The 23,047-nt window shown below is 69.2% G+C and carries 21 protein-coding genes and 2 pseudogenes; 10 read left to right on the top strand and 13 right to left on the bottom strand.

Features of this window, described 5'->3' with window-relative positions; all coding sequences use genetic code 11:
- Positions 1-412: 412 nt before the first annotated feature.
- From OHA77_RS40480 to OHA77_RS40460, 5 genes are all read right to left on the bottom strand, one after another.
- Complete coding sequence (locus OHA77_RS40480) at positions 413-943, bottom strand: pyridoxamine 5'-phosphate oxidase family protein (protein ID WP_406314772.1); 531 nt, start codon at positions 941-943, stop codon at positions 413-415.
- 463 nt (positions 944-1,406) lie between these two features.
- A complete protein-coding gene (locus OHA77_RS40475) occupies positions 1,407-2,051 on the bottom strand; it encodes a TetR/AcrR family transcriptional regulator (RefSeq protein WP_406314769.1) in 645 nt (214 codons plus the stop codon).
- A gap of 118 nt (positions 2,052-2,169) precedes the next feature.
- Entirely contained in the window at positions 2,170-2,994 is an 825-nt protein-coding gene (locus OHA77_RS40470; protein ID WP_406314768.1) for an SDR family NAD(P)-dependent oxidoreductase, read from the bottom strand.
- Positions 2,995-3,143: 149 nt separating this feature from the next.
- Positions 3,144-3,836, bottom strand: a complete 693-nt coding sequence (locus tag OHA77_RS40465; protein ID WP_406314765.1) for a Tn3 family transposase — start codon at positions 3,834-3,836, stop codon at positions 3,144-3,146.
- A 95-nt stretch (positions 3,837-3,931) separates the two neighbouring features.
- Complete coding sequence (locus OHA77_RS40460) at positions 3,932-7,162, bottom strand: BTAD domain-containing putative transcriptional regulator (protein WP_406314762.1); 3,231 nt, start codon at positions 7,160-7,162, stop codon at positions 3,932-3,934.
- A gap of 112 nt (positions 7,163-7,274) precedes the next feature.
- On the opposite strand from OHA77_RS40460, the gene OHA77_RS40455 reads away from it, so the two are divergent.
- From OHA77_RS40455 to OHA77_RS40440, 4 genes are all read left to right on the top strand, one after another.
- Positions 7,275-7,913, top strand: a complete 639-nt coding sequence (locus OHA77_RS40455; RefSeq protein WP_406314760.1) for a hemerythrin domain-containing protein — start codon at positions 7,275-7,277, stop codon at positions 7,911-7,913.
- Positions 7,914-7,947: 34 nt separating this feature from the next.
- Positions 7,948-8,367 (top strand): DUF4267 domain-containing protein, encoded by a 420-nt coding sequence (locus OHA77_RS40450; RefSeq protein ID WP_406314758.1) that lies wholly within the window; start codon positions 7,948-7,950, stop codon positions 8,365-8,367.
- Positions 8,368-8,438: 71 nt separating this feature from the next.
- Positions 8,439-9,749: an FAD-binding oxidoreductase gene (locus tag OHA77_RS40445; RefSeq protein WP_406314755.1), complete on the top strand. Its 1,311-nt coding sequence runs from the start codon at positions 8,439-8,441 to the stop codon at positions 9,747-9,749.
- Positions 9,750-9,871: 122 nt separating this feature from the next.
- Positions 9,872-10,075, top strand: a complete 204-nt coding sequence (locus tag OHA77_RS40440) for a hypothetical protein (RefSeq protein WP_406319980.1) — start codon at positions 9,872-9,874, stop codon at positions 10,073-10,075.
- 127 nt (positions 10,076-10,202) lie between these two features.
- Here OHA77_RS40440 and OHA77_RS40435 read toward each other — a convergent pair.
- Both OHA77_RS40435 and OHA77_RS40430 read right to left on the bottom strand, forming a co-directional pair.
- Positions 10,203-10,301, bottom strand: a pseudogene (locus OHA77_RS40435) (hypothetical protein); the annotation flags it as partial.
- A gap of 145 nt (positions 10,302-10,446) precedes the next feature.
- Entirely contained in the window at positions 10,447-11,964 is a 1,518-nt protein-coding gene (locus OHA77_RS40430; RefSeq protein WP_406314752.1) for an MFS transporter, read from the bottom strand.
- 96 nt (positions 11,965-12,060) lie between these two features.
- On the opposite strand from OHA77_RS40430, the gene OHA77_RS40425 reads away from it, so the two are divergent.
- Entirely contained in the window at positions 12,061-12,585 is a 525-nt protein-coding gene (locus tag OHA77_RS40425) for a MarR family winged helix-turn-helix transcriptional regulator (RefSeq protein WP_406314749.1), read from the top strand.
- Here OHA77_RS40425 and OHA77_RS40420 read toward each other — a convergent pair.
- A complete protein-coding gene (locus OHA77_RS40420) occupies positions 12,524-12,781 on the bottom strand; it encodes a DUF4158 domain-containing protein (protein ID WP_406314747.1) in 258 nt (85 codons plus the stop codon). The genes OHA77_RS40425 and OHA77_RS40420 overlap by 62 nt on opposite strands.
- 381 nt (positions 12,782-13,162) lie before the next feature.
- Between OHA77_RS40420 and OHA77_RS40415 the strand changes: the two genes are divergently transcribed.
- Genes OHA77_RS40415 through OHA77_RS40400 form a run of 4 tightly spaced genes read left to right on the top strand, consistent with a single transcriptional unit; the run spans position 13,163 to position 17,112 of the window.
- Complete coding sequence (locus tag OHA77_RS40415; RefSeq protein WP_326822900.1) at positions 13,163-13,696, top strand: hypothetical protein; 534 nt, start codon at positions 13,163-13,165, stop codon at positions 13,694-13,696.
- A 52-nt stretch (positions 13,697-13,748) separates the two neighbouring features.
- Positions 13,749-14,768 carry a hypothetical protein gene (locus tag OHA77_RS40410; RefSeq protein ID WP_406314744.1) on the top strand — a complete coding sequence of 340 codons (1,020 nt, stop codon included), beginning with the start codon at positions 13,749-13,751 and terminating at the stop codon, positions 14,766-14,768.
- Positions 14,769-14,790: 22 nt separating this feature from the next.
- Positions 14,791-16,122, top strand: coding sequence for a Dyp-type peroxidase (locus OHA77_RS40405; RefSeq protein ID WP_406314741.1), 1,332 nt, complete (start codon positions 14,791-14,793; stop codon positions 16,120-16,122).
- Positions 16,123-16,170: 48 nt separating this feature from the next.
- Positions 16,171-17,112, top strand: a complete 942-nt coding sequence (locus tag OHA77_RS40400) for a bile acid:sodium symporter family protein (protein ID WP_406314738.1) — start codon at positions 16,171-16,173, stop codon at positions 17,110-17,112.
- A gap of 469 nt (positions 17,113-17,581) precedes the next feature.
- Here OHA77_RS40400 and OHA77_RS40395 read toward each other — a convergent pair whose 3' ends face one another.
- A complete protein-coding gene (locus OHA77_RS40395) occupies positions 17,582-18,397 on the bottom strand; it encodes a class I SAM-dependent methyltransferase (protein ID WP_406314735.1) in 816 nt (271 codons plus the stop codon).
- Between the two features lie 80 nt (positions 18,398-18,477).
- On the opposite strand from OHA77_RS40395, the gene OHA77_RS40390 reads away from it, so the two are divergent.
- A complete protein-coding gene (locus OHA77_RS40390; RefSeq protein WP_326822895.1) occupies positions 18,478-18,960 on the top strand; it encodes a MarR family transcriptional regulator in 483 nt (160 codons plus the stop codon).
- Positions 18,961-19,082: 122 nt separating this feature from the next.
- Here OHA77_RS40390 and OHA77_RS40385 read toward each other — a convergent pair whose 3' ends face one another.
- From OHA77_RS40385 to OHA77_RS40370, 4 genes and pseudogenes are all read right to left on the bottom strand, one after another.
- Entirely contained in the window at positions 19,083-19,253 is a 171-nt protein-coding gene (locus OHA77_RS40385) for a hypothetical protein (RefSeq protein WP_406319959.1), read from the bottom strand.
- Positions 19,254-19,268: 15 nt separating this feature from the next.
- A pseudogene (locus tag OHA77_RS40380) lies at positions 19,269-19,469 on the bottom strand (Tn3 family transposase); the annotation flags it as partial.
- Between the two features lie 124 nt (positions 19,470-19,593).
- Positions 19,594-20,754, bottom strand: a complete 1,161-nt coding sequence (locus tag OHA77_RS40375; RefSeq protein WP_406314731.1) for an epoxide hydrolase family protein — start codon at positions 20,752-20,754, stop codon at positions 19,594-19,596.
- 39 nt (positions 20,755-20,793) lie between these two features.
- Positions 20,794-23,007: an HAD-IA family hydrolase gene (locus tag OHA77_RS40370; protein ID WP_406314729.1), complete on the bottom strand. Its 2,214-nt coding sequence runs from the start codon at positions 23,005-23,007 to the stop codon at positions 20,794-20,796.
- Between the last annotated feature and the right edge of the window lie 40 nt (positions 23,008-23,047).

The raw sequence follows: 23,047 nt of genomic DNA, 5'->3' as shown, positions 1-23,047 counted from the left end.
CGATTGCGCTGGGTGATGTACTGCCGCACGAACGGCGAAAGTCCCTCCAGATACCGCAGCTGGGCCTCGTTGTGCAGGGTGTCGATGGCCAGCGAGGTCTTGCCGCTGCCGCTCACTCCGGTGAAGGTGATGAGCCGCCCCTTGGGGATGCTCACCGACACGTCCCGCAGATTGTTGGTACGAGCCCCCACCACCTCGATGGCCTCGCACCCCATACTTGCAACGTCCCGTACGAACGCAGTCAACCTTCGTTCATCCTCTCGCAACACAGCAGAACATGGGCGGACAGACACCTCACCCATGCTGAACAAACCGATCACGCCACTACGTGGCGGCCGCTCGTCACAATGGCGTTGAGCGGCCGCTTCACCAGGTCTCTCAGCACGTGGCCGGTCTCGATGCGGCCCGCGGATCAGGACCGGGACGCCGCGGTGAGCTTGTCGACGTCGGGGGCGTAGACGGTCATCCAGTGCGGTTGCAGCCGGTAATAGACCACGTCGTTGTCCCAGTCGAAGAAGTCGTCGCCGTAGAAGTCCTTGAAGTAGGCGAGCAGATCCGGCCAGTCTGCGGCCCGTTCGCCGTGCTGGGGGTTGAGGATCTCCACCGTGCCGTGTGTGAACACGCCCAGGTCCTCCCCGCGCATGTGCGCGGCGCTGATGGCGGGGCGGGCGGCGAGATGGCGAGCCTTGGCGGCGCCGCGTGCCGTGCCGAAGTGCCACTTTCCGTGCAGGAAGTGCCCGTCCACACCGCTGATCCGCGGCTCGCCCTTCGCCGTCACGGTAGACAGTGCGAGGGTGCACATGCCGGTCAGGATCTGGGTGAGTTGCTTCGCGGTCAGTGTGCGCTCGGTGTTGATGATCGAGCGGAGGTGCGAGGTGGAGCGGGAGAGCGAGGCGTCGAGGAGAGCCTGAAGCTCTTTGAGATCTTCTGGTGTTTCGCGCATTGCGGTCCTTGTCTATCCGTGGGGCCCCGGTCCACGCCCACATCGGTGCCGACCGGTGAACCCATGATCGATCTAAAACCCGACGTCCTATGTCATGTTTTTTTATCTGTCCTGAGGACACCGCCGAGCCGCGGCCGAGCCGTTTGTGCTCGTGGACGACCAGGGTGACGGCGATGCCGGAGGCGCGCATTTCGCGGGCCAGCACCTTGCCGCTGTCGTCCTTCTCGCGGACTCGGTCGTTTTGGCTGTCGCGGTCGCCCGACGGGCCGTCGGCGAGCTCCTTGTAGGTACTGCTCACCATGCTCGGGATCGGGTGCCTTTGGCATCTTCTGGCTGCTGGGCCGGCGGGCCAGGACCGTGCCCTAAACCCGCGCGGACGCCACCGACATGGCCTCCCTTCCCCCCTCCAACACCAGGACCTCCAACACCAGGACGCCGCAATGGAATGGGGGAGGAGGCAGCATTAGGTGATTTCGGTTGGTTTCGAGGCGAATGCCTGCAGGAAGGTGTGGACCGCGGCGCGCGAGAGGGCGCGCCGTTCGGTGTTGGGGACGTGCCGGGTGCCGAGGCGTGCTCGTTTGTCCATCGGGCCGCATAGTAGGGCGAAGAATTGTTCGGCGGCCAGGAGTGGATCCGGGGTATGCAGGTGTCCAGCGACGGTGAGGCGCGCGAGCCGGTCGGCCAGGGTTTCGGTGATGCGGTCAGCCGCCCGGGTGTGAATGATGTCGAGCAGGTCGGGGAACTGGTTGATCTCGGCGGAGAGCAGCCGGCGTAGCGCCCAGGATCGGTCGTCGCAGTAGCACTGGAGCAGGCGCAGGCCGACACCTTCCAGGGTTGCGCGAAGGTCGGTGTCGCAGTCGGTGAGCCGGTCGACCGCGGCCAGGTTGTCGGCCAGTGCCTGGTCGGCAGAGGCGGAGATGGCCTCGCGGAGTAGGTTCTCCTTGTCGCCGAAGTGGCTGTACACGGTGGCCTTGGCCACTCCCGCCTCAGCCGCGATCAGGTCCACCCCGGCCTGGGCGTAGCCCGCCCGGGCGAAAACCGTGAATGCGGCGTCCAGGATCGCCTGCCGTTTGTCGATCCGGCCACGCGCCGCGACGGCTCCACTCATTGCCTCAGCATACGCGGCCGCCCGCCAAACCAGACTCATCAGTCCGACCGGATGGTCGGGCTAGTCCTATAGCCATCGGACTCCTCCACCAGATGACCGGCACCGACGCCCTCCTCGGTTACCCGGCGAGCCCGGCGAGCAACTTCTCGGTGAGGAGGGACAATCGTTCCGCGTCCTTCGCGGAGAACAGCCCGGCATGCAGCTTCAGCTCGGTGAACAGGTTGAACGCGGTCAACGGTGACGCAGGCGGATCGTCGAGCAGTCGCACGAGCGGCGCGACCACGTCGGTCGCAGGTTTGGCCATCATCCGCTGCCGCTGGAGGTAGGCCGCAGTCTGCGGATCGAACTCCCCCGCGTAGCTGGTCGCCGTAGTGCCAGGGTGGAAGAGCACGTACCGTACCGGACCCCCGCCGTGCCGCTCGGCGAAGGTCACACCGAGCAGATCGTTCAGGCGTCCGGTCATGAACATCGCGTGCACCAGGTCGTACTGCCGGATGCTCTGCAGGTCGTTCCAGGCCACCGGCGTGTCGTGGCCGGGGCCGGCGACGTTCACGATCACCGGCCGGCCCACCTTCTCCAGCGGGCCGAGCAGCCCGTAACTCAAGAGCAGGCGGCTGAGATAGAACAGTGCGAAGTTGCTCTCAAATCCCTCGGCGGTCACCGACCGGTGGGACCGCATGAACCGCGCGCACAGCACCACGCCATCGATGGCCGGGTACGCCTCGGCGAGCATGTCGACTGTGCGGAGGGTGTTCGCGACCAGGCTGAGGTCAGCCTTGATGAACACCGCGCTTCCCGGCGCCGAAGCGGCCTCGGCCACCAGTCGTTCGCCCTTCTTCGGGTTGGTCCCGACTATCACGGCCCTGTCGCCCCGGGAGAACAACGTGCGGGCCAGTGCCGCACCGATGCCGTCGGTGCCACCGGTGATCACATAGGTCTTCATCAAGTCGGCGTCCTAGTCGTTGTCATGTGCGGATTCACCGTGGCTCGACACGGTGACCTTGGCCACGTCGGCCACACGTCGCGACGGCTTCCCGTCGCTCACACCGTCATTATACGATTATGTTCAGAAAACCATACTGTCGAGTCTGCTTATGTAGCTGGTCCAGTCTCCCTCCCAGCAGAGACAGTCGGAGCCGAGACAGCCCGTCTCAGCTGTGCCAATTGGGGTTGCGACCAGCCCTTTTGACCCGTACCGGCGATCGTGCAACGGCCCAGGCAGGTGAGATGGGCGTGCCCATGGTGAGCCACCACCGAGCAGGTCGGCACGACCGCCGCCTCTCGTGCAGGACGGCCAGGAACGGCGAAGAGCGCCGTGCCGCTCACTCCTGCGGGCTGACGTTGGTGCTGTCCAGCTCCAGGTGGGGGTTCATGTCGAGCTCGAAGCGGCCGTACAAGTTCAGGTGGGTCCAGAACAGGGCCGACAAGCCCCGCCGGTCGGCCGAGCTCCTCGATCGCCTGGTAGGTGGGGTGCTTGGGACCGCCGCGGGTGAAGCGGCGCAGCATCTGGTGCGACTCGGCGGTGCGGAGCCGCAGCGCGGTCGCATGCTTGACCATCTGATCGTAGTGACGGGCGACCGGTTCCCGGTCGATGGTCTTGTTCGACAGCACCGCCACCAGATGCGGCCAGGCCTCATCCTCGCCGAACCCCGCCAGGGGCGGCACGCTGATCCACTCCGCCCGCATGCTGATCTTGTGCACGAGCTGAACGAGAAGTTCCACCAAGCCGTCGACCATCTCGGTCTTGCGCACCCAGCGCAACGTCGCCAGCAGCGTCAGGCACATCCGCGGGGAGGCACCGGCGAAGTCGGCCCGATAGCAGCCGGCGTGACAGATAATGCAAGTTCTGTGTCACAGATGTGCGGCGCCGCGGGCAGAGACTAGGTGGTCGTTCGTAACCGGGCCTCGGCGGCCCAGTGGGGTGCGTTCCAGTGGTCGGCGATGGTGGCGGCCTGGGTGAAGTGGGCGGCGGCCTCGTCGGTGCGGCCGAGGAAGACGGCCAGTTCACCGAGGATGTGGGCGACCGGGCGCAGCGCCAACGACAGGCTCGCGGCGCCCGGCGGGGGGCCGTTGCGATGCGGAAGCAGCGTCGCGTAGATCTCCTCGGCGGCATCGCGGTCGTTCAAGGCGACGATGGCCATCGCGCGCAACGTTGTGAGGAAGGTGAAGAAGAAATCGGAGCGGATCGGGCTGGGTGACGCGCGGACCTCACGAGCTTCGGCGTCCAGGCCGTTGGCGTGGAGGGCGAGCGCGAGCAGGTCGGAGACCATGGGGCCAAGCACGGCGTGGAGGGCGCGAACGTCGTCCAGGTGCGCACCGAGCGTGCCCTCGTTCAGCCAGATCGTAGCCAGGGCGAGTTGGAGAAAGCCCGTGTGCACCGATCCGATGCGCCGCATGCCCTCGTCGGCCTTGATGTAGAGGAGCTCGGCGTCGGCGAATCGGCCTTCGATGAGCGCCAGGCTCGCCAGCGTGATCTCGGTGACGGCGATCGCCTCGCGCATTCGGTAGGTACGCGCGAGGTCCAGGGCCTCGGTGATCACCTGGTGCATGGTCACCGGGTCATTGGCGGCGGCGGCGACGCCGGCATGGTTGAGCAGCCCGGTGACGCGGTAGACCGGCAGGTCGTGCTCGATGCCGATCTCCACGAGCTCCTGGCAGAGCTCGGCGTCGCCGTGGACTTCGGCCAGGATCTCGAGTGCCGCAGCCCGCAACCGGGGTTCGGTGGCGAGGTCGAGTGCCTCCTGCGCTGCCTCTACAACCGTCGGGTCGTCCTCGCCGACCAGTTCGTGCGCGTACGCCGTCAGGAGCCGGGACCGCACCGAAGGGGTCAGGTCACGCTTCAGCAGGCGGCTCAGGCGGTCGACGATGGGCCGGTCCACCGTGCCGTACGTACGGGCCTGCCAGGCGGTCGGCTCTGTCCACGCGGTGAATGCGGCGATCATCAGGTCGTCGCGGCCCAGGGTCTCTGCGTACTCCACGGCTTCACGGCGTGTCTTGCGGGCGGCTGCGACGGCCCCCGCCCGGATCTGCGCGCGCAGCAGCCTGCCGAGCAATTCGACGCGTTCGTCCGGTCCGGTCGAGTTGGTGACGGCATCGGTGAGGAGGTCGGCCGCCACGTCGTGGGCGTAGCGGGCCTCGGCAAGCTCGGCGGCCTGGACGCAGTAGCCGACAGCCTTCGGTGAGCCGGCGCGCGCGTAGTGATGGGCCAGCGCCGCGATGTCGCCGGTTCCTTCAAAAGCGGCGGCGATCCGGGCGTGCATCCGGGTAGCGCGCAATCTGCTGACGTCGGCGATGAGCGTGTCCCTGACGAGGGCGTGGACGAAGCGGATGAGGCCTGGGCCGGGCTCGTCGAGGAGCCCGGCGATGACGCCCGCGTCCAGCGCGTCCATCACCCCGTCCTCGTCGGTGTCAGCGGCTTTGACGAGGACGTCCACTGAGCTTTCCCGGCCTGCGACCGCGGCCAGCCGGAGGACGGACACGCCTCCCTCGGGCAGGCGCGCGAGCCGTCGGCGCAGGACGTCCCGTACGCCTTCGGGGACCTCGGAGAGGGCGACCAGCGCACCTTCGCCGTTCAGCAGCCGGGCGCTTTCGCGCACGTAGAACGGGTTGCCGCCAGTGCGCTCGGCGATCCCTGCGATGGTCTCCTCGTCGGCCTCGCATTCGGCCCGTACGAGCTCCGCGACGGCCTCGTCGTTCAGCCCCGGCAGCGCTAGGCGGAGGGGCGTGGCGCGCGCGAGGGAGGCCAGCGTTTCGGTGAGGTGCCCGCTCTCGTCCGCGCGGTACGCGGCGACTACCAGGATCGGGGCCCGCATGCCGAGGCCGCCGCCGAGCAGTTCCAGCGTGGCGGCGTCCGCCCAGTGCAGGTCGTCCAGCACGACGGCGACCGGGCGTTCCGTGGCGACCGCCGCGAGCCACTTCCACACGACTTGGCGCAGGCGGAACCGTCCAGCGGTGGCGTCGGCGTTCACCGGTCCGGTGTCGGTGAGCAGCGGCGCGAGGTCGGCCGCGAACTCGCCCGGGGACGTGGACGCGGCGACGGCTCTCAGCGCCTCAGTCCAGGCCCACGCGGGCGGCGCGCTGTCGACCTCGGGGCAGCGGCCGACGGCGACCAGCCACCCGTCACGTTCGAGCCGCCTGCCGAGGTGTTCCAGCAGCGTCGACTTGCCGAGCCCGGCCTCGCCGGTGACAAGGGCGATGCGGGTGCCGTCGGTGGCGGCCTCGGCGGCGGCCGTGACCAGTGCCGACAGCTGTACCTCGCGTCCGACGAACGGCGCCTCGACGATCGGAGCCGCCCCCGGGAGAGGGGCCGCCTGCGGCAGCGGGGTGGTCGGCGGGGGCGGGGGCACGGTCGCGCGCATGACGTCCGTGCGCTGGGTGAGGATCGCCTCCTCCAACGCCGTCAGGTCCGGGCCGGGGTCGAGCCCGAGCTCCTCGGCGAGGATGCCGCGGGCGCGGCGGAGCGTCGCCAGCGCGTCGGCTTGGCGGCCGCTGCTCCACAGTGCCAAGGCGTGCAGCCGCCAGCCTTCCTCGCGGAGGGGCTCGTCGCGGGTGAGCCGCTCGGCCTCGGGAACCACCGCGGCGGGGAAGCCGATGCGCAGACCCGCCGCGACGTGCAGTTCGGTGGCGACCAAGCGTAGCTCGTTCAGCCGGGCCGTCTCGGCGGCGGCCCACGGCTCGTCGGCGACCTCGGCGAACGCCGGTCCCTGCCACAGCCCCAGCGCCTCGGCGAGCCGAGCCTGCGCGGCGCGTAGGTCGGTGTCCGTACGCGCTTGGCCCAGCAGGCCCTCGAACCGCCACGCGTCCACCGCCTCCGGTGGCAGCCGCAGCGCGTAACCCGGCGCCGCGCTCACCAGCAGCCGGGCCGGCGTGCGTGGCGGACGTCCGGGCTCCAGCAACCGACGCAGGTTGGACACATACGCCTGCAGGGACATCAGCGCCCGCGCGGGCGGCTCCCCGCGCCACAGATCCTCGATCATCCGGTCGACCGGCACGACCTGCCCACGCGCCGCCACCAGCAACGCCAGCACACCCCGCTGCCGTGGCCCGCCGAGGTGAACGGCCGTACCGTCTACCTCCGCTGCGAACGCGCCCAGCACCCGGATGAAGACCATGATCCGCACATCGTATGTGGACGTTCCAAATCGGCTCCAAATCGGCTCCAAGCCCCCTCCAAATACCCGGGAGCAGCCTGAACACGTCGCAACCGATGAAGGGCGGGAACAGATGAGCGTCAACATCCAGGATATGGAGATCGTCCACCGCGTGCTCCGCCGTGAGTCACGGCTGCTGGTGGAGCTCGTCGCGGCCGTCGCCCCGGGTGACACCGCTCGCGCCAAGGTGATCGCCGACCACTTCCGCGTCTACCGACTGGGCTTGCACAACCATCACAAGGGCGAGGACGAGCTGCTGTGGCCGCCGCTGCTTTCCCGGGTGGATCTAGAGGCCGACATCGTCCTGCGCATGCAGGCCCAGCACGAACGCATCGCGGCCACCCTGACCAGGCTGGACGCCACGGTCCCCGCCTGGGAGGCCACCGCGGGCGCCGACGAACGCGACACCCTCGTGGCCGCCCTCTCCGAGCACCGCGCGGTCCTGCTGGAACACCTCGACGACGAGGAGGCCACCCTCCTCCCGCTCGCGGCCAAGCACATCACCCAACAGGAGTGGGCCTCCCTGGGCGACCACCTGGTGAACAACACTCCCAAGCTCACCCTGCTCACGCTCTTCGGCGCCGTCCTGGAAGACGCGAACCCGGCCGAGCGCGCCATCGTCCTCAGCGGCCTCGCCACCCCGGTCCGCGTCATCTGGCACGTCATCGGCCGCCCCCGCTACGCCCGCCACATCCGCCGTGTCCGCGGCTGAACCCTGCCCGTCCGTACATACAAGGAGAACGACCATGTCGCTGAAGAAGCTCAACACCGTCCTGGCCACCGCCGTCGTCCTGTTCACCCTCTACCTCGGGTTGTCCTTCCTCCTGCCCTTTGAGGCGTCCTTCCCGGGGCTGCCGAACTGGCCCTCTGGCGACAGCGGCTTCCCTATCGTGAAGGGCAGCCGCGAGATCGCGATGGGCCTGGCCATGGGCATCCTGCTGATGACGGGCCACCGCCGCGCCCTGGGCTGGGTCCTGCTGATGGTGGCCGTCGCCCCGTTCGGCGACATGGTCAACGTCCTGGCCCACCACGGCTCCATGGCCGCCGCGTTCGGCATCCACGGCCTGACCGCGGCGCTGATCGCGGTCACGGGGTTGCTGATCCTCCGCGAGACCGGCAACGCCCGCAAGGCCACCGCCCCAGCACCCGCCGCGCAGCCCGCCTGACGTCTGCACGCCTCGAAGGGGTGCACGGTATTCCTTCGCATTTTCTGAGAACTCGAAAAAGGGAGACGACAATGACGATCAACGATTTGCGCGGTGTCCTCAAGGGGCGTGTGCTCCTGCCCGATGACGACGGCTTTGAACAGGCGGCCACCGCGTGGAATCTGACCGTCAAGCAGCCGGTGGCGGCCGTGGCGGAGGCCGCGGATGCCGATGACGTGGCGGCGCTCGTGCGTTACACGCGCCGGGCGGGTATGACGGTGACCGCGCAGCCGAGCGGGCATGGCGCCTCGGGTGATGTGGAAGGCCTGATCCTGTTGCGTACCGGCCTGCTGAACGAGGTGGAGGTACGCGCCGAGGAGCGCGTGGTCCGGGTGGGTGCGGGCGTGAAGTGGGGGCAGGTGCTGGCGGCGGCCGGTCCGCTGGGTCTGACGGGCCTGTCCGGCAGCGCGCCGGGGGTCAGCGTGACCGGCTACACCCTGGGCGGTGGGGTCGGCTGGTTCAGCCGCAAGTACGGCTTCGCCTCCGACAGCGTGCGGGCCATCGACATCGTGGACGCCGATGGCGAGCCGGGCCGGGTGACCGCCGAGTCCGATCCCGAGCTGTTCTGGGCGCTGCGCGGCGGTGGCGGGGACTTCGCGGTGGTGACCGCCCTCGAACTCGAGCTGTATCCCGCGCCAGTCCTGTACGGCGGGCGCGTGATCTGGCCGGAGCACCGGATCAGGGAGGTGTACGACGCGTTCCTGGAGATCACCGCCGAGGCGCCACGTGAACTCAGTGTCTGGATCAACCGGCTCCAGCCACCCGGCGCGTCGCCGATGGTCACGCTGGATCTGGCCTACCTGGGTGAGGCGGCTCAGGGGGAGGACCTGCTGGCGCGCATCGACAAGATCGAGGGCGCGATCTCCGACAGCCGCGGCGTCATCCCGGTTGCCGACCTGGGGGGCATCGCCGCTGAGCCCACCGATCCGGCCCCATCCATCGCTCGTGCGGAGTTGCTCACCGGCCTGGACGCGGATGCGGTGGAGCTCCTGCTGGCCAAGCCGATCGAACCGCTCATCAACGTGCAGATCAGGCACCTGGGCGGGGCGCTCGCCGAACCGGGCTGCGGGGCCGGTGCGAGCGGCGCGGTGGCTGAGCCGTACCTGCTCGGCCTGGTGGGTCTCGGCCTGCCGCACACAGCCGATGCGACGCGTGCCAAGCAGGCCGAGGTCGTAGCCGACCTGGAGGCCTACATCAGCGGCCGCAAGCCGTACACCGTGCTGTCCCCCGGTGACACGGCGGCGAAGTCCTTCTCCGGCAGCGCGTTCGCGCGGCTGCGGGAGATCAAGCGGGCCCGTGACCCGCACAACGTGTTCCGCGCCAACTACCCGGTGCACGGATAGATCGGTTCCCAGCAGGTCCCGGCCCCTCCGCCCATCGGGGCGGCGGGGCCACACCACACCCACGTGACAGATGTCGCCGCGAGCATTGTGAAGGGCACACCCACACATGAAGGACTCGCACAATGAGAGGTATCCGGTGCGCCGTGGCGATCAGCAGGTCCGCCGGCGCATCGGTGACCTCCCGCTCCACCAACAGCGCGGCCAGCAACGTCACCGCGGACGCCTGCGAACTGCGCGCACGGCGCCGCAGATGCGACGGCGCCTCGACCGCAGCCCGCGCCCGCCAGCACCTTCGGCGCCACGTCCGCGAGCAGGTTCTCGGGTAGCCCCGATCGTACGGATCGCGGTCAGCTTGTCGATCTCACGCGGCATCGCCTCGGCCCTGTTCTCGTATAGCCACCGCCAGGTGGCGTGATGCGCGTGGTGGGCGAGTTCGCCGGCCAGGACGTAGGCGCCTGTGAGGGCGAGGCTGGTGCCCATGCCGCGGAGGGGTGCGGCGCAGTATGCGGCGTCGCCGACGACGGCGATGCGTCCCCGGGACCATGAGGGCATGGTGACGTCCATCCTCTTCCCCGTGTCGGACAGCCGTGTGATCTCATCCCCGAACAGGTACTCGGTGTGTGGGTCTCCTCGTAGAGGATGCGGGACAGGTCGGCGCGCAGGATCTCCAGGTCGGCGATCGAGCCCTGGCCGGGTCTCAGACAGTGAGGTGCTGCTTGGTGCCGGAGCCGTCGGCAGCCGTGTCGGGGGTGATGCCGTGCTGCTCTTCTTCGGGGCGGCCCTTCTTGGGCAGCAGGAAGGTGATCGCGAAGAAGACCACCAGCAGACATGCCTGGACGATCAGCGCGCGGTGGAAGCCGCCGGTGAAGTCACCGGTCTTGGCCTGGGCGAAGAACACCGAGCCGAAGACCGCGACGCCGATGGAGCCGCCGACCGCCTGGACCGCCGACAGGACACCGGAGGCGGATCCGATCTCGTCGTCGTCGACCGCGGCCAGGATGAAGCTGAACAGGGCGGCGATCACCATGCCGGCGCCGATGCCCGCCACCGCCACGCCGGGAGCGATGTCCCAGATCGAGAACGAGGCGGCGTCGAGGCCGTCGAGCTCGAACCACAGCACGGCCGCGCCGGCCAGCTGGACCAGCGGTCCGATCTGGAGCACCTTGCGGCCGATCCTGTCGGCGAGGAACGCGCCGCTGATGGCGCCGCCTATCGCGGTTCCCACCGCGAGGGGCAGGTTGCCCAGTCCCGCGTCACCGGCGGTGAAGTGCTGGCCGATCTGGAGGAACAGGGTCAGCACGAGCTGGGTGCCGATCAGTCCGCCGAAGAACAGGGCGATGCCGCCGAGGCCGACGGTGAAGGCCGGCTTGCGCAGCAGGCCCGGGGTCACCAGCGGCTCGCGGCCCGCGGCGGCCGTGCGGCGCTGCTGAAGGGCGAAGAAGGCGAACCCGATCACCGAGGCGGCCATGGACAGCCACGTCCATAGCGGCCAGCCCTCCTCCTGCCCCTGGTTCAGCGGCAGCACCAGCAGGGCACAGGACACCACGACCAGGGCGGCGCCGGTCATGTCGACCCGTATCGTGCGGTCGCCCGCCTTCTTGGGCACGAACTTCGCGGCGACGATCAGTGCCGCGATTCCGACGGGCAGGTTGATCAGGAACACCGACCGCCAGCCCAGGCCGAAGAAGTCGCCCTCGATGAGGAAGCCCCCCAGGACCGGGCCGATGATGCCGCCCAGGCCCAGGACGGGTCCGAAGATCGCGAAGACCTTGGTGAGCTCGGGGCCGGAGAAGTTCTCCCGCAGCAGGCCCAGGCCCTGGGGCAGCAGCATCGCTCCGGCGGTGCCCTGCAGCAGGCGGAAGGCGATCAGCGACTCGATGTTCGGCGCGACCGCGCACAGCAGGGAGGTCACGGTGAAGGCCGCAAGTCCGATCAGGAACATCCGGCGCCGGCCGTAGCGGTCGCCGAGCCGGCCGCCGAGCACGAGCCCGGCGCCCAGGGTGAGGGCGTAGCCGCCGATCACCCATTGCAGTCCGACGGAACCGGCACCGAGGGATCTCTCCAGGTCCGGTCCGGCGACGTTGACGATCGAGGCGTCCAGGAGATCCATGATCTCCGCGAGGATCATCACCGCCAGGATCAGCCACCGCCACCGGTAGGGCTCGGTCGCCTCGTCAGGGGTGGGGGACAGGTTGCGCACGTCAGATGCCTCCACGGTGAAGTAATTCCATCATGAAGGTAAAGTGGTGGCGGTAGGTTGTCAAAGCGGGATGACCGTGCGGACCGCGTGACAGGAGCGAAGGGCGCAGGCATGGAGGAAGCAGTGCGCGACGGTGTCGCTGAGCAGCGTGAACGGCTGATGGAGTCGCTGAGGATCTACGGCGGCCACTACGCCGAGCTCAGCCGGCGCTTCGCCGCCTGGCTGGGCCTGCACTCCACGGATGCGACCGCGGTCCTGGAGATCGCCACCGCCGAGGAGCGCGGCACCCTCCTGTCACCGGCGCGGCTGAGCGAGCGGATCTCCCTCTCCACCGGCGCCACCACCGCGCTCCTGAACCGTCTCGAAGCGGCGGGGCACATCACGCGGGCCCGCGAGCACTCCGACCGGCGCATCGTCACGCTCCGCAGCGGAGCACACATCCAGGAACGGGCGGACGAGTTCTTCGGCCCGCTCGCCCACCGCCTCGACGCCGCGATGTCGCACTACCCGCCCCAGTTCCTGGAACAGGTCGAAGCGTTCATGGCCGACCTGAACACCACCATGGACAGCCACCTCACGGAACAGGACGCGGTGACACCGCGCTCCCTTCGCACCCCTGATGGACGCACTCCTTGACCCGGCGACGCGAGAGCGCGGGCAAGCAGATCTGCACCGCCATGCCCAGCCGGTGCGCGTCCGTACGCCGCAGCGCGATCAGGTCACGATCGTCGTCATCGAGGAAGAAGAACCGCTCCAGCTCCGGGCGCGTGGGCACCTGGGAGAACGTCCCGTACGCCTCGGCCTGCTCATCAGTCGGAAACTCCACCGGCACGAGGCGGACCGTAGCCAGCCCCAACAGCCGCCCGGCGACCTTTCCGCGAACCCCAGCGGCAGTCGCATCCCGTGTGCTAGCCGACCATGATCAATCTCAACGACACTTTCTGTACCGCAACTACTCACACCCGGAGGCGGAGGGTGGCCCGGGACGCGCACGGGGAATGGCCGGATGCGGCCAGTGCGTTGCTTACGGCGGTTCTCTTTGAAGCCTGGTGCGGCGGAAGTGTCAGATCATCCCCACCGGCGCAGGTAAGGGACGCAACCCTGTCGTGGCCATGGCACCCGAGTGCCGCCTGACGTCCCACCATGAGACAATTGCGCTGGTCAGGTCACTCCAGTCTCCCCCCTGGACACGTACGACGCAGGGGAGGTCGGAATGGAGATCACGCCACAGGCGGTCGTCATCCCGAAGGAGACCGGACAGCTGGAGCAGGGCAAGTACGGGCCCGTCTACCCGAAGACCCCGGCCTGCTACGGGTTCACCATCATCGCGAAGGTCAAACCCGGGCGAGCCGATGCGATCCGTGACTACGGCCACGCGCTCGCCCAGGCACTGCAGGAAGATCCGCACCTGCTCGCGCCGCTGAAGCTGCACTATCTGCGCTGGGTGCTCTTCGACGACGACACGCGCTTCATGTACCAGGGGATCTTCGACACCGACTTCGACAAGTACACCGAGGACGCCATCGCGTTGTTCACCCGGGCGGGCGTGAACACCGCTTTCGAGAACCTTGAGGGCTTTCCCGAGGACTGGAAGACCAACCCGGAGGCGTTCGTCAGATTCGTCCGGGAGCACCATTGCCCGAGTTTCATCGAGTACGGCGAGTACCCGTACGTCACCGCCGATGAGATCAAAAAGGCGCTGCGGATCAAGAACGCCCTGTCGGAGATGCTCGACCAACTGCAGTGACATCCGTCAGCCGCAACCGCACCGACATCCGCCGGCGCCGTATGGAGAGACGATGAACGAGCCCCGAACCGCGCGCACCTACAACCAGAACCACGTTTCCCGCCCGTACCGTCCCGGCCGGCGCCGGTTGAGCATCTACGTGGCGTGGTCCTTTCCCGCCGAGGCGGGACGCGACGTGGCCGAGCTGGACAACCGGTTCTCCACCATGACCGAAGTGCGGCGCGTGCAGTGGCCGGCCTACGAGGACCCGCAATGGTCCGATCCGCTGCGCTTCCAGCAAGGCATCGCGGGCGGGCTGGAGTTGTTCTTCTGGGGCTGGCTGCCCTTCCAGCAGTTCGTCGAAGAGGCCACCGGATATCCCGTGCCCGTGTACCAGCGCGTCGACCAGGCAGGTTTCCACACACCGCTGGACGAGCGGGTGCTGGCCGACACCGACACCCTGTTCGTGTGGGGCCTGGATCACATGATCACCGGGCAGGACGCCGCGGCCGCGGAGATCGAGGCGTTGCGCGACTGGCTCACCCGCGAAGGAACCTGCCTTGCTCTCGGGCCGCATCACGACGTCGGCGCGTCCGACGACATGGCGGTGCGTGAGGTGGAGTATCACCATCACGGCGACGCACTGGTACCCCGCCAGCAACGCTTCGGGCGCTACACCCGATCGCTGATGGAGGGCTTGGGCGTGCCCGTGGAGAACCGCTACGGGCTGCGCCCCGCGGTGACGGCGGGCAACAAGAGCGCGCCCCTGTCCATCGCCGAAGACCTGGATGTCAAGGGGTGGCTCCGAGGGGTGTCCCACTTCAACTTCCACATGCACCTGCCGCACTACGCCGTGATCACCGACGACCCGGACGTCATCCAGGTGCTGGGCAGGCAGCCGATCGACACCTCCAGGCCGCCGCACCCGTTCACCGAGGCCGGGAACAGTGAGTTCAACACCTTCCTGTGGATGCCGCCGAGCGGCGACCGGGCCGGTGACGTGATCTTCGCCGACACCACGATCTTCAGCTCGCTGTTCGGCGTCGACGAGAGCCTGCGCACCTTCTGGAACAACATCGTCTCGGCGACATAGCCCTACAGGAAGGCGGGTCCCCATGAGCGAACCGGCTCAGGCCAGACTCGAACTCGACGACATCCAGCGCGGTGTGCTCAGCGCCCGGCCGACGCCGTACGCGGCGACCTACATCCTGTTCCGCATCGACGACCGCCGCCAGGGGCGGGAACTGATGCGGCGCGCGAGCGCCGTGGTGACCTCGGCCGCCGACACGGTGAGCCCGCTGGGCGAGACCTGGGTCAGCATCGCCCTCACCTACCACGGCCTCAAAGCGCTCGGCGTCGCTCAGCAATCGCTGGACACCTTCGCCTGGGAATTCCGGCAAGGCATGGCCGCACGCGCCCACGCGCTGGGCGACACCGGCCAGAGCAATCCCGAACACTGGGAGGCTCCGATGGGCACGTCCGACGTCCACGTGGTGCTGGTCGCGCTCGCCCCCGACAACGCGCGACTGCAGGCCGCCGTCGATCGTGCCCGCCCCGCCTATGACGCCCTCAGCGGCGTGACGGCGATCTGGCGGCAGAACTGCCACGCGCTGCCCACCGAGACCGAGCCCTTCGGCTACCGCGACGGCATCAGCCACCCCGCCATCGCAGGCAGCGGCATCCCCGGATCCAACACGCTGGAAGAGCCGCTCAAGGCCGGCGAATTCGTGCTCGGCTACCCCGACGAGCTCGGCGGCCTCCAGCGTCTCCAACCCGAGGTGCTGGGACGCAACGGCAGCTACGCGGCCTTCCGCAAACTCCACCAGCGCGTCGGCGTCTTCCGGCGCTACCTGAGGGACAACGCCACCGATCCGCAGGATGAGGAACTGCTGGCCGCGAAGATCATGGGCCGCTGGCGCAGCGGCGCCCCCTTGGCCCTCAGCCCGGCATGCGACGATCCCGGCCTCGACACCGACCCGTACCGCAACAGCTTCCTCTACCAGCAGGACGACCCGGCAGGACTCATCACTCCCGGCGGCAGCCACATCCGCCGGGCCAACCCCCGGGACGCGGCGGTGGCGGGCGTACCCCGGCTGCACCGGATGATCAGGCGCGGCACCGTCTACGGCCCGCCGCTGCCCGACGGCGTCTTCGAAGACGACGGGGTCGACCGCGGGCTGATGTTCGCCTTCATCGGCGCGCATCTCGGGCGGCAGTTCGAGTTCGTCCAGTCCGAATGGATGAACGACGGCGTCTTCTTCGGCTCCGGCGACGCCAAAGACCCCGTCACCGGCTCCCACGACGGCTCCGGCGACTACACCATCCCGCGGCGTCCCGTACGGCGGCGCCTGCACGCGCTGCCGCGCTTCGTCGTCACACGCGGCGGCGAATACTGCTTCATGCCCGGGCTGACCGCGCTGCGCTGGCTCGGCGACCTCACCGACTGAGCCCCACGCGCCCACCACGCGCTCCGGCACGACGATCAGGGGAGCCTCATGGACGTCTTGCAGCTGCTGTTCAACGCCGTCACCGTCATCTTCGTAGCGGCCACCATGTTCGCCGCCGGCCTGGGAGCGACGCTGCCGGCCCTGCGCGCCGTGTTCGGACACCTCTGGCTGCTGGTGCTGGTGCTCCTGGCCAACCTGGCCGCCGTCCCCCTCCTCGGCTGGGGCATCGCCGCCCTGTTCGGCCTGCCCACGGCGTCCTTCATCGCGCTGCTCCTGATCGCCTCCTCACCCGGAGGACCGTTCGGGGCGAAACTCGGCATGGTGCAGAACGGCGACGTCGCCGCGGGCGCCGCCATGCAGGTCCTGCTCGCCGCCGTCGGCAGCATCACCTTCGGCCCAACCGCGAACCTCCTCTTGCAAGCGGCGAACGCGGGCGGCGGAGTCGTACTCGACGTCCCCACGCTGATCCTGACCGTCGCGGTCCTGCAACTCGTCCCCTTCGCCGTGGGCTTGATCGTGCGCCACTACGCGCCGCCCACCGCGCTGTCCTGGCATCCGGCAGCCGCCACGACATCGAATGTGACGTTCCTCATCGTGCTGGCGGGCATGCTCCTGGGCAACTGGCGCGACGTCATCACCCTGATCGGCTCGGGCAGCCTGCTCGCGGGCTTCGTCTTCTCCGGCCTCACCTTCGCCCTGGGCACCGCCCTGGCCACCGGACCCCGAACGCGCCGCACCACCATGGGCGGGGTAGCGGCCGTGCGCAACGCCGGGCCGGCGCTCGCAGCGGCCGGCATCGCCTTCGGCAACCAGCCGGCCATCCTCGGGGCGCTCGCCGCCGTACTGCTGAGCGGACTGGCCGCAGCCATCCCCATCGCAGCGATGCTGAGCCGCCGCCGGGCGGCGCCACCGCACGAAAGCGACCATCTGCCCGGCCCGCACACCGCTGGCGCTGATCGAGCGGATGGGCCCCGAGACAAGGAGACGTGACCGCAATACGCGCTTCGCCGGTGTCGTACGTTCAGGATCGCAGGCCGATCCTGCCACACGGCGGACCACAGGACGGCGGCCGGTTCCGCCCGCTCCGACTGCCGAGCACGACCCGCCCGGCGCCGCCGACGTAGCAGCCGACCAGGCCCGGCGCCAACCTCTACCGACGTCGCGGGGCCGGCTGAAAGCCGGTTCACGGCCATCGCTCTCTTCGCCTTCGATCTTGGTTTCGCAACCTGAAGGATCACGCGACGGCCGTCCTCATTTCACGATGCCACGCCTGTCACCGGCGAAAACTCGTACACCACCTCCGTGGACGCAACCCTGAATTGCCCTGCTCGCAGGTCTTGGCGGTCGGCTGACGAGTACACCGGTTCGAGTATCCCGGACGGCAGGCGGTACTGGGGATGCGCTGGTTCCACCAACACGTCAACGCGGCGAACGGCCACAGTAACGGCCATCGGCGGTGTCAGAAGCGGAACCGCACGATGCGGGTGGACCGCTTCATGCCCGGCAGTAGATTCATGACGCGGTACATGCGGCGTACGTTCGCGGGCGCCTTGGCCATCAGCACCGGCGAGTCGGACATCGGCGCCTCATCGACGTATTCGAGCCGCGGGTGCCAATCGGCCGGCGCTGCCGGGTCGTTGAAGCCGCAGTGGAACTGGGTGCCGTACTTGCGCAGCGTGGGATGCCATTTCGAGGTGCGCCACGCCCAGACTGACACCGTGTCGAACTGTATCTGTCCGGTGGGAAAGGCATCGACGACGCTGATCAGCAGCCGCCGGACGTCAGTCTCGGTCAGATAGGGCACCAATCCCTCGGCGATCATCAGCACCGGCCGGCCGCGGGGAATGCGTTCCAGCCAGGTCAGGTCGGTGACACTGGAGTCGATCAGGGTGTAGTGCTCACGTGGCGGCAGGAATTGCCGCCGCAGGTCGGTGACGGATCGATAGTCCAGGTCATACCAGTCGACGGTGGCGGGCGGGTCGATCCGGTACACCCGGGCGTCGAGACCGCAGCCCAGGTGCAGCACCACCGCGTCAGGGCGATCGGCGAGGAAGCTTCGCGCCCAGTCGTCGTGGGCCTTGGCGCGCACCACGGCGGCGAGACCCATCTGGCTGGTGCCGAATCTGCGCTTGTCGTAGCCGGGGTCGAGGCGGCGCATCGCCTGCTCGGCGTACCCGTCACCGAGAATCGGGTCCGATAGTCGGTTGTCCAGCGCTTTGGCCTTGAGGACGGGGCTTAGGGTCTGCTGCACTCCGACAAGTTCGGTGTCTCCCACACGGCTACACTAGACATATTTCATGAATTTCGTGAAGTTCGCGAACACTTTCAACAGTCAAGGGCAGATAGGGAGCTTCGGTGACACAAGCGGACGAGAACGCCATTGCCGGCTACCAGGAACGGTTCGCGCAGATCATGGTCGAATCCGGCATGCCCCGAATGGCCTCGCGCGTATACGCCGCACTGCTGGTCACCGACTCCGGCCAGCTGTCGGCCGCCGAACTCGCCGAGCGACTGGGCGTCGGCGCGTCAGCGATCTCGGGGGCGGTCAAGTACCTGGTGCAGGTGCGACTGGTCGAACGCGGCCGCGAACCCGGTAGCCGACACGACTTCTGCCGCATCCACGAGCACACCTGGAGCCACTACGTCAGCCAGTCCGACCCGGTGCTGGCCCGGCTACAGGAAGGCGCCGGCGAGGGCATCGCGGTCTTGGGTTCCGACTCTCCCGCCGGACGGCGGCTGGACGAGACCCGACGGTTCTTCGCGTTCGTACGCGAGGAGATCAAGCGGTCGATGGCGAAGTGGCAGCAACTCCAGGAGGCTGAACGCGAGCCCGGTTAGAGGCGCGCGCTATGAATTCGATAGTGGCGCGAGCGTTCGCGGCCGTGCCCTCCCAGGGATTCCAGAGGCCAGGGCCATATCCGTCGGATTTTCCATCAGTCCGGCCCCGTCAGGTAACGGTGTCATCTTCTGGACGCAGGACGGAGGCGTCCGTGTGGTGAACATGGCCGCCGTTGCTCAGTCGTAGAAGGCATCGGGTCCAGCATGCTCAGCAGGTGCGTCGTCTTGTCGATGCGGCCGTACTCGGCGAACGCCTGTCCCAGCGGCGTCGGAGAGCCCTGGCGGACGAACATGCGCAGTAGGCCGTAGGCGCGCACGTAGTTCTGGTCTACGTGCGAGGGCCGGCCACGGGTCAGCGCCTCATCCCCGGCCTTGATCACCGGCGTCAGCCCGACGTTGCAGGCCTCGCCGATCAGCAGCGCCACCAGCGATCTCGGCAGGTCGTTCATGCGGGTGAAGATGTCGGCCAGGTGCACGTAGGCGTCCAGGAAACCGGTCCAGGCTTGGAGGCCCGCTCGCTGGGGCAACATCCGCAGGCGTTCGTCGGCGGACTTGCGACGGGCCGGGCTGATCAACCGGGTGGCCATTTGGGCCGTGAGGGGTCCCGGTGGGTGAGGCGTGCTGGACCAGGACTCAGCGGACCAGGCGGAAGAACGTCCGCACCTCGTCCACGAACGCCTCGGGTTGTTCGAAGGCGGCGAAGTGGCCGCCCCGGTCCAGTTCGTTCCAGTGCCGGATGTCGGTGAAGCGCTTGGCGGCCCACCGCCGGGAGGGGCGCGGGTGCTCCTTAGGGAAGATCGAGCATCCCGTCGGCACCGTCACCACGTCGGTCGTCGCGCCCGCGAAGCGCCGCTGGACCTGCTTGAAGCTCTCCCAGTACAGCCGGGCGGCCGACGCGCCGGTACCCGGCAGCCAGTAGAGCATGAGGTTGTCCAGCAGTTCGTCACGACCGAGGGCGTTCTCCGGGTGCCCGTCGCAGTCGGTCCAGGAGCGGAACTTCTCCATGATCCACGCGCACAGCAGCGCCGGGGAGTCCACGAGGCCGTAGCCGATGGTCTGTGGCCGGGTGGACTGCTCCAGCGAGTAGCCGTCCTCCCACTCCCGTGCCCGCTCCAGCGCGGCCAGCGCGGTCCGTTCGGCGTCGGTGAGGTCGTCCATCGTGGCCGGGTCGGGGGCGGCGAGGGGCGGCATGAGGTGGATGCCCGCCACGTGCCCGGGGTCCTGCTGGCCGATGCTCGCCGTGATGCTGGTGCCCCAGTCGCCACCCTGGGCGCCGTACCGGTCGTAGCCCAGACAGGCCATGAGCCGGGTCCACGCAGCGGCGATCCGCTCGACACCCCAACCTGTGCCGGTCGGCTTGTCGCTGAACCCGTAGCCGGGTAGCGACGGGCATACGACGTGGAACGCGTCGGCCGCATCGCCGCCGTGGGCCGGCGGGTCGGTCAGCGGGCCGATCACCTTCAGGAACTCCACGATCGAGCCCGGCCAGCCGTGTGTGAGGACGAGCGGCAGCGCATCCTCGTGCGGGGAGCGCACATGCGCGAAGTGGATGCCGAGCCCGTCGACGGTGGTGCGAAACTGCGGCAGCGCGTTCAGCCGTCGCTCGGTGGCCCGCCAGTCGTACTCCTCGGCCCAGTAGCGGCACAGCTCCCGCAGGTAGGCGAGCGGGACGCCCTGGGACCAGTCGTCCACGGTCTCCTTCTCCGGCCACCTGGTACGGGCCAGGCGGTCGCGCAGGTCGCGCAGGTCGGCCTCGGGGACGTTCAAGCGGAACGGGGTCACCAGGTGGGACATCATGCCTTCCTTTCGATCGGCCGGTCTTTGCGGGGTCGGTCATCGAGCCGCCAGCAGGAGCGCCTGCTGTGGCGCGAGGCGGACCCGGCCGGACGTGGGGCCGGGGGTGAGGGCCGGGTCGTCGCTGTCGAACACTGTGGGCGCCGGCAGCTCCACCTCGGCCGATGGCGTGTCGCGCAGGTTCGCCACGGCCCACAGGTCGCCCCGGCGGTAGGCGGTCACCGATGGGTCGATCTCCTGCCTGGTCACCTCGTTGGTCACGGCGAGGAGCCCGGCCAGCCGGCGCCGGACCGTCAGGAGGCGGCGCAGGGCGTTCAGGTGCGAGGCCGGGTCACCCGTCTGGCCCGCCACGGTGTCGGAGTGGCTCCGGCCACCGCCGGGCAGCCATGGGCGGCCGGTCGTGAACCCCAGGCCGGGGCCCGGGCGCCACGGCATCGGCGTGCGGACGACGTCGCGGCTCTGGTCGGGCTGCGCCGCGCCCAGCGGGTCGGCACCCTGCCCCGGCGGCACCCGCCCGTCGCCCAGGCCGAGCTCCTCACCCTGGTAGAGCCAGACCGTGCCGGGCAACAGCGCCATCAGCACGTGCAGCGCCAGCGACCTGCGCCGCCCCAGCGCGCCGCCCCCGTAACGCGTGGCGGCCCTGGAACGATCGTGGTTGCCCTGCACCCAGGACAGGCGCGGCGACGCCGCCGCCGCGGCCATGATCATCGCGTCGATGCGGTCAGGGTCCCAGCCGGTCTCCACCAGTCCGAACCAGAACGACGAATGCAGCCGCTCACCCGTCACGAAGCGGGCCAGCGCGACGGGGTCCAATTCGTACACCTCGCCAACGAGAAACGCGCTGTGGCGGTCGGCGACCCCGCGCCACTGCTCGTGTACGGCGTGCACGTCGGGCTGGTGGATGTCGTAGCGGTGGTCCTGGCGCCGCCAGTCCAGGGTCGTCCCGAGCGTCGGCGCGAGCCGGTCGGGCGGCAGCGGCGGGTTGTCACGCAGGCCCGCGTCCTTGATCAGGTAGGCGGCGGTGTCGATGCGGAAGCCGTCGAGACCGCGCGCGAGCCAGTGCTCGATGACCGCGTCGATCTCGGCGGCGAGCGCGGGGTTGCGCCAGTTGAGGTCGGGCTGCTCGGGCCGGAACAGGTGCAGGTAGTACTGGCCGGTGGCCGGGCTGAACGTCCAGGCCGGGCCGCCGAAGTGCGACAGCCAGTTGTTCGGCGGGCCGCCGTCCGGGGCCGGGTCGCGCCAGATGTAGTAGTCGCGATGCGGCTCCGACCGCGAGGAGGACGCGGCGGCGAACCACGGATGGGCATCGCTGGTGTGGTTCACGACCAGGTCGCCGATCACCCGCATGCCCCGGCGACGCGCCTGGTCGAGCAGCTCGTCCAGGGCGGCCTCACCGCCGAAGGACGGGTCCACCGCGCGATAGTCGGCGATGTCGTAGCCGTGGTCGCGCATCGGGGACCGGAAGAACGGCGTCAGCCACACCACGTCGACGGCCAGCCGGGCCAGGTGGTCCAGGTGCGCGCTCACCCCGGCCAGATCACCCCACCCATCGCCGGTGCTGTCGCGAAACGACGGCAGGTACACCTGGTAGCCGACCGCGTCGCGCCACCAAGGCCGGACCCGGGCGCGTCGCAGCAGGTGGGCGAGCTGCCCGAGGTCGAGCAGGCGCAGGTCACCGTCGAGGCCGCGCAGCGCCGCGCAGCGCATGCCGGCGGCCCGTCCGGCGGTGAGCCCGGGTTCGGAGTCCTCGACGACGAGGCAGGCGGCCGAGTCGGCTCCCAGCCGGGCCGCTGCCCGCAAGTAGCCCTCGGGGTCGGGCTTGCCCGCCCGCACATCGTCGACGGTGAGCAGCAGTGGCGGGTCGATGCCGGCCGCGTGCAGCCGTTCCTCGGCCAGCCGCCGGTCGGCGCTGGTGACCACGGCCCACGGCAGCCCGAGCCGACCCAGTTCGGCGAGCAGGTCGTGCGCGCCGGGCGCGGCGGTGACGTCCGCCAGGTCGTCGTACTGCAGGGCATGCTGGCGCCGCGCCGCCTCCGCGACCTCGTGCGCGTCCAGCGCGGGCAGCAGCCGCCGTACAGTGTGCGCCGCGGGGCTGCCATGCGCCACGGCCAGCACCTCCGCCACGTCCACGCCGTACTCGCCCGCCCAGGTCGTCCAGGCCCGCTCGACCGACGCGTCGGAGTCGACAAGGGTGCCGTCCATGTCCAGGAGCACCGCTTCGAGCGCTTCGAGATCCAGCCGTTGTCGCCGCACAGGGGCTCCCTCCGATAAGCTCGTGGCACGAGGATATAGG

This window comes from Streptosporangium sp. NBC_01639 (genome assembly GCF_045209755.1).
In the GTDB taxonomy this organism is placed as follows: Bacteria; Actinomycetota; Actinomycetes; order Streptosporangiales; family Streptosporangiaceae; genus Streptosporangium.
The sequence above is the reverse complement of the archived record's forward strand: the minus strand, read 5'-3'. Positions and strand labels throughout refer to the sequence as shown.

Coding starts and splice junctions, on each gene's coding strand:
- OHA77_RS40375 (WP_406314731.1), bottom strand. CDS start 20,754: ATGTCCCACCTGGTGACCCCGTTCCGCTTGAACGTCCCCGAGGCCGAC.
- OHA77_RS40460 (WP_406314762.1), bottom strand. CDS start 7,162: ATGGTCTTCATCCGGGTGCTGGGCGCGTTCGCAGCGGAGGTAGACGGT.
- OHA77_RS40480 (WP_406314772.1), bottom strand. CDS start 943: ATGCGCGAAACACCAGAAGATCTCAAAGAGCTTCAGGCTCTCCTCGAC.
- OHA77_RS40440 (WP_406319980.1), top strand. CDS start 9,872: ATGAGAGGTATCCGGTGCGCCGTGGCGATCAGCAGGTCCGCCGGCGCA.
- OHA77_RS40400 (WP_406314738.1), top strand. CDS start 16,171: ATGGACGTCTTGCAGCTGCTGTTCAACGCCGTCACCGTCATCTTCGTA.
- OHA77_RS40465 (WP_406314765.1), bottom strand. CDS start 3,836: ATGTGCCTGACGCTGCTGGCGACGTTGCGCTGGGTGCGCAAGACCGAG.
- OHA77_RS40445 (WP_406314755.1), top strand. CDS start 8,439: ATGACGATCAACGATTTGCGCGGTGTCCTCAAGGGGCGTGTGCTCCTG.
- OHA77_RS40450 (WP_406314758.1), top strand. CDS start 7,948: ATGTCGCTGAAGAAGCTCAACACCGTCCTGGCCACCGCCGTCGTCCTG.
- OHA77_RS40410 (WP_406314744.1), top strand. CDS start 13,749: ATGAACGAGCCCCGAACCGCGCGCACCTACAACCAGAACCACGTTTCC.
- OHA77_RS40470 (WP_406314768.1), bottom strand. CDS start 2,994: ATGAAGACCTATGTGATCACCGGTGGCACCGACGGCATCGGTGCGGCA.
- OHA77_RS40425 (WP_406314749.1), top strand. CDS start 12,061: ATGGAGGAAGCAGTGCGCGACGGTGTCGCTGAGCAGCGTGAACGGCTG.
- OHA77_RS40405 (WP_406314741.1), top strand. CDS start 14,791: ATGAGCGAACCGGCTCAGGCCAGACTCGAACTCGACGACATCCAGCGC.
- OHA77_RS40415 (WP_326822900.1), top strand. CDS start 13,163: ATGGAGATCACGCCACAGGCGGTCGTCATCCCGAAGGAGACCGGACAG.
- OHA77_RS40475 (WP_406314769.1), bottom strand. CDS start 2,051: ATGAGTGGAGCCGTCGCGGCGCGTGGCCGGATCGACAAACGGCAGGCG.
- OHA77_RS40455 (WP_406314760.1), top strand. CDS start 7,275: ATGAGCGTCAACATCCAGGATATGGAGATCGTCCACCGCGTGCTCCGC.
- OHA77_RS40385 (WP_406319959.1), bottom strand. CDS start 19,253: ATGTTCGTCCGCCAGGGCTCTCCGACGCCGCTGGGACAGGCGTTCGCC.